This is a genomic window from Oscillochloris sp. ZM17-4, assembly GCF_019599295.1.
Lineage (GTDB): Bacteria > Chloroflexota > Chloroflexia > Chloroflexales > Chloroflexaceae > Oscillochloris.
In genome coordinates this window covers 45,411-56,934 of record NZ_JAIEWN010000014.1, presented here as the reverse complement: position 1 = coordinate 56,934, position 11,524 = coordinate 45,411, and the positions used below count along the sequence as shown (strand labels likewise).

Genomic DNA, 11,524 nt, shown 5'->3' with positions numbered 1-11,524 from the left:
ATCCGCGCGCTGGTGGACGCGAGCCCCGGGCGCTACTTCTACCCCGACCAGTACAGCAACCCGGCCAACCCGCTCGCCCACTACGAGAGCACCGCCCCTGAGATCTGGCGGCAGACGGGCGGCCGGGTGACGCACTTTGTGGCCGCCCTGGGCACCAGCGGCACCTTTATGGGCACCGCCCGCCGCCTGCGTGAGCTGAACCCCGCCGTCCACCTGATCGCGGTGCAGCCCGACGGCCCCTACCACGCCCTTGAGGGCGTCAAGCACATGGAGACCACCCGCCTCGTCCCCGGGATCTACGACGCATCCCTGGCCGACACGGTGCTGGAGGTGACGAGCGAGGACGCCTTCGCCATGGCCCGGCGCCTGGCCCGCAGCACCGGCCTGCTGGTCGGCATCTCGGCGGCGGCCAATGTGGCGGCGGCGCTGCGCGTGGCCCGCGAGCTGCGCGAGGGCACGGTGGTGACGATCCTCTGCGACAGCGCCGCCCGCTACCTCAGCGAGCGCTTCTGGGAGGAGACAGATCTGATCGAGGGGGCGGGGATCTAATACCTAAAGACGAGCTGTAAGGGCGCCCCTCGTGGGAGCCCACAAGGGGCACCCATACATGCTAACACTCTCTGCTGATGCCGCTGAGACGATCGCCCGCCACGCCGAGGCAACCTACCCCGACGAGTGCGTCGGGCTGCTGCTCGGGGGGCTTGATGGCGATGTGAAGACGGTCGTGCGCGCCCTGGCCGTCGAGAACCGCTGGGCCGGGCAGGTGAGCCTGGCCGATACCGATAACGCCGAGTCGCGGCGCGACCGCTTCTACCTCGACCCGCGCGACTACCTGCGGGCCGACCGCGAGGCCCGCGCCGCCGGCATGGACATCGTCGGCTGCTACCACTCGCACCCCGACGACCCGGCCACGCCCTCCGAGCGCGACCGGGTGGGCGCCCAGGGGGTCGGCGGGGGGACCGGGTTCGCCTTTGTCATCCAGTCGGTGCGCGACGGCCGGGCCGCCGAGGTGGCCTCCTGGCTGCTCGTCGCCGAGGGCGCGCGCTTTGAGCAAGAAGAGCTTGCGCTCGTCTAGGGCTGTGCCCTAAACCCATGTATTGTTTGGGTTGTGCGGCTTCGCCGCACAACCCAAACAATACAGGATCGTGGGGGCGGCTGCGCCGCCCCACACCCCCACCGGCAGGCGGCATGAGTGTATGTAAGGAGTATGTCTGATGGCGACGATCACGATCCCCACCGCGCTGCGCCAGTACGCCGACGGCAGCGCCAGCGTGGCCCTGGAGGCCGACACGGTCGGCGCGCTGCTGCGCGGACTGGTCGAGCAGCACCCCACCCTGGGCAAGCACCTGTTCAGCGAGCAGGGCAAGCTGCGCAGCTTTGTGAACATCTACGTCGGCGACGAGGATATCCGCTACCTGGAGGGCGAGGAGACGCCGGTGGCCGGCGGCGATGTGGTGAGCATCATCCCGGCGATCGCGGGGGGCATGTATGTCTGACGTAACCCTCTCGAACGAAGAGATCGCCCGCTACTCGCGGCACCTGATCATGCCCGAGGTGGGCATGGCGGGCCAGCGCAAGATCAAGCAGGGCAGCGTGCTGCTCGTCGGCACCGGCGGACTCGGCTCGCCGCTGGCCCTCTACCTGGCCGCCGCCGGCGTCGGCCACATCGGCCTGGTGGACTTCGACGTGGTCGACTCGAGCAACCTGCAGCGCCAGATCGTCCACGGCACCTCCACCGTCGGCGTGGCCAAGACCGAGTCGGCCAAGCGACGCCTGGCCGACCTGAACCCGCTGGTCGAGGTGACGACTTACGAGACGCAGATCACCTCGGCGAACGCGCTCGACCTGATGCGCCCCTACGATATCATCATCGACGGCACCGATAACTTCCCGACCCGCTACCTGACCAACGACGCGGCGGTGATGCTGGGCAAGCCGAACATCTACGGCAGCATCTTCCGCTTCGAGGGCCAGGCGACGGTGTTCTACCCCAAGCAGGGCGGCCCCTGCTACCGCTGCCTCTACCCCGAGCCGCCGCCCCCCGGCCTGGTGCCGAGCTGCGCCGAGGGCGGCGTGCTCGGCGTGCTCCCCGGCGTGATCGGCACCATCCAGGCCACCGAGGCGATCAAGCTGCTGGCCGGCATCGGCACGTCGCTGGTTGGCCGCCTGATGCTCTATGACGCCCTGGAGATGCGCTTCCGCGAGCTGAAGCTGCGCCGCAACCCCACATGCCCCGTCTGCGGCGAGCACCCGACCGTCACCGAGCTTATCGACTACGACCAGTTCTGTGGGATTGTCCCCGAGGTGAATACGTTGAGCAACCAGTATGAGATCACGCCCGGCGAGCTCGCCGAGCTGCTCCGGTCCGACGCCCGCCCCTTCCTGCTGGATGTCCGCAACCCCTACGAGATCGCGATCGCCAGCATCCCCGGCACCGACAAGGTGATCGCGGTGGACCAGCTGCCCGAGCGGATCAGCGAGCTCGACAGCTCCGTCGAGATGGTGGTCTACTGCCGCAGCGGCATGCGCAGCGGCCGCGCCGTGGAGCTGCTGAGGAGCGCCGGATTCCACAAGGTGAAGAATCTGGTCGGCGGGATCTTGCGCTGGTCAGACGACGTCGACCCCAGCGTCGCAAAATATTAGAAGTAGGGCCGAAGCATTCGCCCCTGACGCATGTCCGCATACGGCATACATGCTGGGCGAATGCTTCGGCCTTACAATGCTTAGGGTTCATAAAGGAATTAATTCCCTCACCCTTCAGCCCGTGTAGCGGGCTTTGTACCAGTAGCCCGCGGCTTCAGCCGCCGGGCGGGTGCCGGGGGCCTGAAGGCCCCGGCTACGGTTACGAAGGCCGCTTCAGCGGCCTGAGGGAAGTTATTCTTTTATGAGCCCTTACATGGAGGTATAGATGACCGGGATCGGCATTATCGGCACGGGGTGGGGGGCGCGGGTGCAGGTGCCGGCGTTCCGTGGCGCGGGACTGGAGGTGGTGGCGCTGGCCGGCAGCCAGGCCGACAAGACGGCCCGCATCGCGGGGGAGCTGGGGGTGGCATGGCACACCGCCAGCTGGCGCGCGCTCCTGGAGCGCCCCGACGTAGACGTGGTCAGCATCGTGACCCCGCCCGGCCTGCACCGCGAGATCGCCGCGGCGGCCCTGGAGGCCGGCCGGCACGTGCTCTGTGAGAAGCCCACGGCGATGGACGTGGCGGAGGCCGAGGCCATGCTCGCCGCCGCCGAGGCGCACCCCGCCCAGCTGGCCATGATCGACCACGAGCTGCGCTTCCTGCCCGCCCTGCGGCTCGCCAGGTCGCTTATCGCACGGGGCGAGATCGGCGCGGTGCGCCACGCCGAGATCCGCTCGCTCAGCAGCTCGCGCAGCGACCCGCGCCGCGCCTGGAGCTGGTGGAGCGACGCATCCCAGGGTGGCGGCGTCCTCGGCGCGATCGGCTCGCACCAGATCGACACACTGCGCTACCTGCTGTCCGATGAGGTGGCCGTGGCCAGCGGCATCACCCACACCTTCATCGCCGAGCGCCCCGACGACTCCGGCCGGCCGCGCCCGGTCACCGCCGATGACTACGCGGCCGCGAGCCTGCGCTTCGTCGGAGGGGCCACGGCCACGATCATGGCCAGCGTGGTGGCCCCCCACGACGAGCCGAACAGCGCGACGGTCTATGGCGTCGAGGGCGCGCTGCGCTTCGTCGGCGGGCGCCTGCTGCGCAGCGCCGGCGGCGCCTTCGCCGACATCACGCCCGAGCACGGGGTGGACTTCCCGGAGGGCATCTCCGGCGACTTCCCCCAGGGGACGGTCTACCTCGGCGTCGCGCTCAAGGCGGCCCTGGCAGGCGACGCCGCGGCCCTCGCGCCGGCGGCCACCTTCGCCGACGGGCTGGCCGTCCAGCGGGCGCTGGACGCCATCCGCGCCGGGGGATGAGTGGTGAGTGTTGAGTGTTGAGACACTCAACACTCACCACTCACCCCCCGACGCTCTCCCACCACGACTGGCGCAGGGCCACCGGCCATGTGGTGATCGCCTCCGGCGGCGTCCCGTCGCCCGTGGCCCCCAGCCAGACGAGGCACTCGATCGCGAGCCGGCGGAGGGTGGCCACCATCGGCGCGTCGGCGGTGATCTCCTCCTCGATGATCGCGCGGGCCTGAGCCTCGAGCTGCTGCGGGAAGCTGTCGATCGTGCCCGGCATGCCGCCGACCGGCCCGCAGGCCAGCGCCCGCGCCAGGGCAAGGCGGGCCATGCCTGAGATCAGCGGGATGGGCGCGCCGTCGAGCCGGGCGTAGAGCCAGCTCAAGAGGGCAGGCTCGTGGCTGGCGCAGGCCCCCACCACGTTGACCGCCAGGATCTCGGTGCGCAGCGGCAGCTTCGGCTGCCGCTCCAGGGCCACGGACATCAGGCCCGCGAGCTGCGCGTCGGCCTCAAGCACCAGGGCGTCGGCGATGGCGGCCTGGACCGCCTGCCAATCCTTCTTCGGCCCCTCGACATCATCGCGCAGCAGGAGATCCACCAGCTTCCGCTGCACGCCATCCTGGTCGCTCAGATCGCTCAGGGCCAGGGCGGCGAGGATACGCGCCTCCGTGCTCTGCTCCGGGTCGTCGAGCGCCGCCAGCAGCCGCCCCGACCAGCCCCAGCGCCAGTCCGTCAGCAGCGCATTGAGCTGCGCGTCGCCGTCGCTGACATCAGTCATGTCGCGCAGCGAGCGGGCCGCCGCCATACGCACCATCGGCCGGTCGTACTGCCAGTTGTCGTCAATCAACAGGACGCGCTCGCCAATCTGGCGGCGGAGCGCCTCGCGCACCTTCGGGTAGGGCAGCTGGGCCAGGGTCTCGACGAGCATAGCCCGCGAGGATGCGCTCGGCTCGAATCGCGGGTTGAGCTCGATCAGGATGCTGTCGAGCAGCGCCGCCCGCTGCTCATCATCGGCGTCCGACCTTGCCCGCAGCCGGGCGATCAGGCTGAGGCTCTGGCGCTGGGCCTGGGTGAAGGCGCCCAGGCAGCGGGCGGCCAGGATGGCCTGCGGCCCGCTCACCTCGCTGCGCAGCATCGCCCAGATCGGCGCAAGGTCACCCAGCGTGTCGACGCGCTGGGCCACCCCGATCAGCACCGGGCTCCACCAGGCCAGGCGGGACGGGAAGCTGGCGATCACCATAATATCGCCGAGCAGCTCGCGCATGTCGGGCCTGCCCCGCAGCGCCCGCGCCGCCGCGTAGGCCTGGAGCTCCAGGTGGCTGAGCTGCACGCTGATGCCGCCCACCTCCACCAGAGCGCCGGCGCTGACCAGCGCCCGATAGATGTTCTCGGGCGCATAGCTGCGATCCTGGGGGACGTCCCGGATCACCTGGAAGGCCTCGGCGATCGACAAGCTATCCCGATGGCCCCAGTGCATCGCCCACGCCAGGGCGTAGATGCACGTGCGCACGACCACCCGCGACACCGTCGGCCCCGACGCCCGGTCGATCAGCTTGTCGAGCAGCCCGCTGAGCATACTGTCGCGGGAGAGGCGGCCGCCGCCCCCGTTGACGAGATCCTCGGCGATCGCCGTGAGCAGCTGCGGGTCGGCGGCGAGATCGCGCATACCGCTAGAGATGATCGTCTGCATGTGGGACCGGGAGCGGACACGGTCGCGGTAGGCCAGGTAGGCCCGCATCTGACGCTCTCTGAGCGGGCTGAGCATCAGCCAGGTCATATCGCCCTGCTGTAGCGCCGCTGGCGCATCGTGCTCCGCGACGCTGATCACGATCCGCTGGTCGGGTAGGCTCCGGGACAGACCGTCGAGCCGTGTGGCGATGGCCGAGCGGATAGACGGGCTGATCGCCTCGAAGCCGTCGATCAGCAGCACGAAGCGGGCGCCCGCGCTGCGCTGCTCACCCCCCAGCAGGTTCATCAGGGCCACGCCGTGGGCCGGGTCCACATCAGCAGCCGCGTCGATCAGCAGATCCTCGATCTGCGCCCCCGCCTGGAGCCGCCGGTCGTCCGCCAGAGATAGGTAGACGGCGATGATGGGGGTTGGGAGTTGGAGGTTGGGAGTTGGAGGTTGGGGGCTGGGGGCTGGAGGTTGGGGGCTGGGGCCCACATCCTGCGCTGTCCGGTCTTCGGCCCCCAACTCCCAACCCCCAACCCCCGACTCCTGAGATTGGTTCTGCTGCCAGCCCCACTGCTGGAGGAGCAGCGAGCGGCTGATCCGCGAGCCGCCGCTGACGATGATCGGCGCGGGGCTGGGCTGCCGCCCACCCAGGGCGAGGAGCTGGTCGAGGATGGCGCGAGCGTCCTGCGGGTTGGGCTGCTCGTCGGGGCGGGCGCGCAGCAGGGCCAGGCGCGGGCCGGCCGGCGCAGCCACGGCCACCTGGCGGATCTGCGGGTCGTTGCTCAGCAGGCGGGCGAACTCCAGCTGCGCGTTCGGCACGAAGAGCCGCCCGTCCTGGCTGCGCATATAGAGCACCGGCGTGCTCCAGCCAGCCCTGTTCGGGTCCAGCACCTGGCGGCGGGCGGCGGCCACGGCCCGGTCGATCACCCCGTAGCGCAGCAGGTAGTCGCACAGATACTGGGTGAAGGCGCGGGCCAGGTCGACCTCCACCAGGTCGCGCATGGCGACCACGGCGGGCACGCTGCCGTCGCGGATGATCTGGATGGCCAGATTATCGAGGGCCGGGTCGGCGCTCTTGGCGGCGGTGTTGCAGGAGATGAGGATGAAGAGGGCGGGCCGGCTGCCGATGCGGCGCAGGGCGTCGATCAGCTCGCCCGCCTCAAACAGCCGGCAGCTGCCATCCTCGCGCTGCATCAGCAGGCTAGTGCCTTTGCGCGGCACATACAGGCCGTGGCCATAGAAGATCACGATCTGGTAGCCGTCCTCCATGGCCTGGACAAGTGCCTCGGGGGTGGCCGGGCGCAGGAATCGGTAGGAGATCTGGCCGGAGGCGCTCACCACACCCAGCACCTTCGACAGTCGATCCCGCTCGGCATCGAAGCTCACAGGCGCCAGATCGGGCCAGCGGGTGGCCAGGTCGTCCGGCGCGCCGATAACCACCAGGATGCGCAGGGGCCAGCGCTCGATCGGGCGCCCGAAGGGCGTGGCGCTGTCCACATAGCGCGAGAAGGCCACCTGCGGCGTCGCCGCCAGCGGGATGGGGGCGCCCGCGCCCTCGCGGATGTGCATCAGCTCCCAGGGCACGGCCTGGAGCGCCGCGTCACCGCTCTGGATCCAGAGCTGCATGTGCAGCACGCCCCGCTCGCGCTGGGCGATGATCCAGGCCTGGCGGAAGAGCCCGTGCAGCGGGCCGCTGAACAGCAGCTCGAACAGCAGCACGCCGTACGCCGACAGACCTGCGCCCGACGAGCTGGTTGGCGCGGGCGGCAGGTCGCCCAGGCGCAGCCAGTCGCTCGCCGCGCTGCCATCGCCCAGCGTCACGCGAACCGGGTAGGCCTGCCGATCAGCGTCGCGCTCACCGACCTGGACGGTGAGGAGATTCTCCTGCTGGTCGATCATAGTGTTTGGCCTCCGAAACCTGGCGCGCAGGAGCGATGAACATGTTGTGTGCCCGGCAGGCACATGCCACATTAGCTCTGCTGCGGCGCGGCTACGCCGCGCCGCAGCAGAACCAATTTTTTTATGGGAGAGCGAAGCTCTCCCATATCCTCCCCGTGCGCAGCTACACCCGGCCGTAGGCGGCGGTGAGCAGGCGGATGCCGAAGGCCAGCCCGTCGCTGAGGGCGTCGTCGCGCAGGCGCCAGCCCCAGTTGCCGTCGGGGCGGCCGGGCGTGTTCATGCGCGCCTCGCTGCCCAGGCGCAGGATGTCTTGCAGGGGCACGACGGATATATCGGCCACCGACATCAGCGCCAGGCGGAACAGGTCCCAGGCGATGTCCGAGCCGTCGCGGCCGAGGTAGAGCCGGGCGGCCTCGCGCTCCTCCTCGCCGATGTCCTGGAACCAGCCGCGCGTCGTGTTGTTGTCGTGGGTGCCCGAGTAGACCACGTAGCCCGGCGCGTAGTTATGGGGCAGGTAGGCGTTGCTCGAGTCGTCGCCGAAGGCGAACTGGAGCACCTTCATGCCAGGGAAGCCGAACTGCTCGCGCAGGGCGATCACCTCGGGCGTGATCAGGCCCAGGTCCTCGGCGATGATCGGCAGCTCGCCGAGGGCCTCGCGCAGGCGGGCGAAGATCGCCGCGCCCGGCCCCTTCACCCATGTGCCGTTGATCGCCGTCGTCTCGGCGGCCGGCACCTCCCAGTAGGCCTCGAAGCCGCGGAAGTGGTCCAGGCGCAGAATATCGACGATCGCGAGGGTCTGGCGCAGGCGGGCGATCCACCAGACGTAGCCGTCCTTGGCCATGCGGTCCCAGCGGTAGAGCGGGTTGCCCCAGAGCTGGCCGGTGGCGCTGAAGTAGTCCGGCGGCACGCCGGCGACCACCGTCGGGCCGCCCTCATCGTCCAGGTAGAAGAGCTTGGGGTTGGCCCAGACGTCGGCGCTGTCGTAGGCCACGAAGATCGGCGCGTCGCCGATGATCTTGATGTCGCGCGCGTTGGCGTAGGCCTTCAGCGGCGCCCACTGGCTGAAGAAGAGGAACTGGAGGTACTTCTGGACCATGATCGGCTCGGCCAGATCCCTCTGGGCCTTGCGCAGCGCCGCGGCCTTGCGCGAGCGCAGCTCGGGCGCCCAGGTGCTCCAGCTCGCCCCGCCGTGCTGCTCCTTCAGGGCCATGAACAGGGCGTAGTCGTCAAGCCAGCCGGCCTGCTCGGCGCAGAAGGACTCGAAGGCGTCGGCGAACCCGATCGCGACGCCGTCGCGCATGCGCTCGTAGCTGGCGCGCAGCAGGCCCAGCTTGAAGCCGATCACCCACCCGTAGTCCACGTGATCAACCCCGAGGTCGCCGGCGGCGCGGGCGGCGGCCTCAACCTCGACCTGGCCGAGCAGGCCGTGCGCGATCAGCTCGTCGAGGCTGACCAGCAGCGGGTTGCCGGCGAAGGCCGAGAAGCATTGGTAGGGCGAGTCGCCGTAGCCGGTGGGGCCGAGCGGCAGCACCTGCCAGAGGCGCTGGCCGGCGGCGGCCAGGAAGTCGATGAAGCGGTAGGCGGCGGAGCCCAGGTCGCCGATCCCCCACGGCCCGGGCAGTGAGGTCGGGTGAAGCAGGATCCCGCTCGAGCGGGGGAAGTCCATAGTGCCTCTCCATGGCGTATGATGGTAACAGCGGGCTATTGTAGCATACTACATGTGCAGGGCGGCGTAGCCGCCGACCTGCACATGCGGTGCCGGGATGGTGCGGAGCAAATATTTTATGTCAATTCACACAACCGATCAGGGCTGGGTGCTGGAGACGGCGACGACGGGGTACGCGCTGGGGCTGAACGCGGCCGGGCTGCTGACGCACCGCTACTGGGGCCGGCGGCTCACATCGCCGGACGACTACCCGCCCGCGCCGAACCCGCTCGCCTGGGCCTCGTTCAACAGCGCGGCCCAGAGCACCCCCGAGGAGTATCCCGGCTACGCGGGCGAGACCTTCATCGACCCGTGCATCAAGGTGACGTTCGCCGACGGGGTGCGCGATGTAGTGCTGCGCTTCGAGTCGGCCGAGCAGCGCGACGGCGATCAGCCCGAGCTGCGCATCATCTTGCGCGACACGGCCTACCCGCTGCGCGTCACCCTGCACTACCGCGTCCACCACGCGCACGACCTGATCGAGCGCTGGGCGACGGCCACGAACGAGGGCGACGCGCCGATCAGCATCGAGCGCATGCTCTCGGCCGAGTGGCACCTGCCGCCGGGCAGCGGCTACCGCCTGAGCCACCTGACCGGCCGCTGGGCCGACGAGATGAACCTGCGCCGCGAGCCGCTCGTCCAGGGGCTCAAGGTGCTGGAGAGCCGCCGGATCAACACCAGCCACCACCACAGCCCCTGGTTCGCCATCGACCGCGGGGCCGCCGACGAGGACTCGGGCCAGGTCTGGTTCGGCGCGCTGGCCTGGAGCGGCAACTGGAAGATCGTGGCCGAGGTGACCGACTTCGACACCACGCGGGTGAAGATCGGCCTGAACGACTGGGACTTCGCCTGGCGGCTGGGGGCTGGCGAGCAGTTCGTGACGCCGAGCAGCTTCGCCGGCTACAGCGATGCCGGCTTCGGCAAGGCCAGCCGGAGCTTCCACGACCTCGTCCGCGCGCAGCTCCTGCCCCACGGCGACGCCGTCCGCCAGGTGCTCTACAACTCCTGGGAGGCCACCCTGTTCGATGTGGACGAGCGCTCGCAGGTGGAGCTGGCCCGGCTGGCCGCCGAGATGGGCGTCGAGCTGTTTGTGATGGACGACGGCTGGTTCCACGGGCGCACCAGCGACCGGGCCGGCCTGGGCGACTGGTGGCCCGACGCGGTGAAGTTCCCCAGCGGGCTGTCCCCGCTGATCGCCCAGGTCAACGCCCTGGGCATGCAGTTCGGCCTGTGGGTCGAGCCGGAGATGGTCAACCCCGACAGCGAGCTGTACCGAGCCCACCCCGACTGGGTCATCCACTTCCCGACCCGCGCCCGCACCGAGGGCCGCAACCAGCTCATCCTCAACGTGGCCCGCCAGGACGTGCAGGGATACCTGATCGACACGATCGACCGGCTGCTGACGGAGCACAACATCGCCTTCATCAAGTGGGACATGAACCGCAGCGTGAGCGAGCCGGGCTGGCCCGATGCGCCGGGCGACCAGCGCGAGATCTGGGTGCGCTACGTCCAGGGGCTCTACCACATCTGGGGGACGCTGCGCGCGCGGCACCCGCAGGTGATCTGGCAGAGCTGCTCGGGCGGCGGGGCCAGGGCCGACCTGGGCATCCTGCGGCTGGCCGACCAGATCTGGGCCAGCGACAACACCGAGCCCACGGCGCGGCTGCAGATCCAGGAGGGCTTCAGCCAGGTCTTCCCGGCCAGCACCATGGAGTCCTGGGTGACGGACATGGGGCCGGAGTACCTGCCGCTCTCGTTCCGCTTCCACGTGAGCATGTGCGGCTCGCTGGGCGTGGGCGGGCACCTCGTCCACTGGGGCGCGGCGCGGCGGGCCGAGGCGGCGGGGCTGATCGCCCTGTACAAAGCGATCCGCCACATCGTCCACCAGGGCGACATGTACCGGCTGCGCTCACCCCACGATCACGCCTTCTCGGCGGTGCAGTATGTGAGCAAGGACAAGGCCGAGGGCGTGCTGTTCGCCTTCCGCACCCACATCCCGCGTCCGGCCAACCTGCCGCCGATCTATCTGCGCGGGCTCGACCCGGACGCGCGCTACGAGGTGGAGGGATTCGCGGGTGCCCGCTCGGGGCGGGCCTGGATGGAGGCCGGGCTGACGTTGGAGCTTGCAGACTTCGGCAGCACAGCAAGGAGGATCACTGAGGCACTGAGGGATTGAGGCGCTGAGGGACTGAGGCGCTGAATCACTGAGGCGCTGAATCACTGAGGCACTGAATTACTGAGGGGCTGAGGCGCTGAGATCGAATCTCAGTGCCTCAGCCCCTCAGCCCCTCAGTGCTCTACCCCTTGACCGAGCCGGCCAGCAGGC

The 11,524-nt window shown here is 69.7% G+C and carries 8 protein-coding genes; 6 read left to right on the top strand and 2 right to left on the bottom strand.

Features of this window, described 5'->3' with window-relative positions:
• From K2Z83_RS29015 to K2Z83_RS12460, 5 genes are all read left to right on the top strand, one after another.
• On the top strand, window positions 1-549 hold a 549-nt coding region (locus tag K2Z83_RS29015; RefSeq protein WP_255603840.1), incomplete at its 5' end, for a PLP-dependent cysteine synthase family protein.
• 58 nt (window positions 550-607) lie between these two features.
• Window positions 608-1,075 carry a M67 family metallopeptidase gene (locus tag K2Z83_RS12475; RefSeq protein WP_220595513.1) on the top strand — a complete coding sequence of 156 codons (468 nt, stop codon included), beginning with the start codon at window positions 608-610 and terminating at the stop codon, window positions 1,073-1,075.
• Between the two features lie 136 nt (window positions 1,076-1,211).
• Entirely contained in the window at window positions 1,212-1,496 is a 285-nt protein-coding gene (locus K2Z83_RS12470) for a MoaD/ThiS family protein (protein WP_220595579.1), read from the top strand.
• Window positions 1,489-2,643 (top strand): molybdopterin-synthase adenylyltransferase MoeB, encoded by a 1,155-nt coding sequence (moeB, locus tag K2Z83_RS12465; protein ID WP_220595512.1) that lies wholly within the window; start codon window positions 1,489-1,491, stop codon window positions 2,641-2,643. The genes K2Z83_RS12470 and moeB overlap by 8 nt, the downstream gene beginning before the upstream one ends.
• Window positions 2,644-2,908: 265 nt before the next feature.
• Window positions 2,909-3,934: a Gfo/Idh/MocA family protein gene (locus K2Z83_RS12460; RefSeq protein WP_220595511.1), complete on the top strand. Its 1,026-nt coding sequence runs from the start codon at window positions 2,909-2,911 to the stop codon at window positions 3,932-3,934.
• Window positions 3,935-3,974: 40 nt separating this feature from the next.
• On the opposite strand, the gene K2Z83_RS12455 is transcribed toward K2Z83_RS12460, so the two are convergent.
• Both K2Z83_RS12455 and malQ read right to left on the bottom strand, forming a co-directional pair.
• Window positions 3,975-7,493, bottom strand: coding sequence for a CHAT domain-containing protein (locus K2Z83_RS12455; RefSeq protein ID WP_220595510.1), 3,519 nt, complete (start codon window positions 7,491-7,493; stop codon window positions 3,975-3,977).
• Window positions 7,494-7,656: 163 nt separating this feature from the next.
• Window positions 7,657-9,159: a 4-alpha-glucanotransferase gene (malQ, locus tag K2Z83_RS12450; protein ID WP_220595509.1), complete on the bottom strand. Its 1,503-nt coding sequence runs from the start codon at window positions 9,157-9,159 to the stop codon at window positions 7,657-7,659.
• A 118-nt stretch (window positions 9,160-9,277) separates the two neighbouring features.
• Between malQ and K2Z83_RS12445 the strand changes: the two genes are divergently transcribed.
• The gene (locus tag K2Z83_RS12445) at window positions 9,278-11,374 is read left to right on the top strand and encodes an alpha-galactosidase (RefSeq protein ID WP_220595508.1); all 2,097 of its coding nucleotides are present in this window, start codon (window positions 9,278-9,280) and stop codon (window positions 11,372-11,374) included.
• Window positions 11,375-11,524: the final 150 nt, after the last annotated feature.

Bases quoted from the DNA above. Each gene is read 5' to 3' on its own strand.
- K2Z83_RS12460 (WP_220595511.1), top strand. From the start codon at position 2,909: ATGACCGGGATCGGCATTATCGGCACGGGGTGGGGGGCGCGGGTGCAG.
- K2Z83_RS12475 (WP_220595513.1), top strand. From the start codon at position 608: ATGCTAACACTCTCTGCTGATGCCGCTGAGACGATCGCCCGCCACGCC.
- moeB (WP_220595512.1), top strand. From the start codon at position 1,489: ATGTCTGACGTAACCCTCTCGAACGAAGAGATCGCCCGCTACTCGCGG.
- K2Z83_RS12445 (WP_220595508.1), top strand. From the start codon at position 9,278: ATGTCAATTCACACAACCGATCAGGGCTGGGTGCTGGAGACGGCGACG.
- malQ (WP_220595509.1), bottom strand. From the start codon at position 9,159: ATGGACTTCCCCCGCTCGAGCGGGATCCTGCTTCACCCGACCTCACTG.
- K2Z83_RS12455 (WP_220595510.1), bottom strand. From the start codon at position 7,493: ATGATCGACCAGCAGGAGAATCTCCTCACCGTCCAGGTCGGTGAGCGC.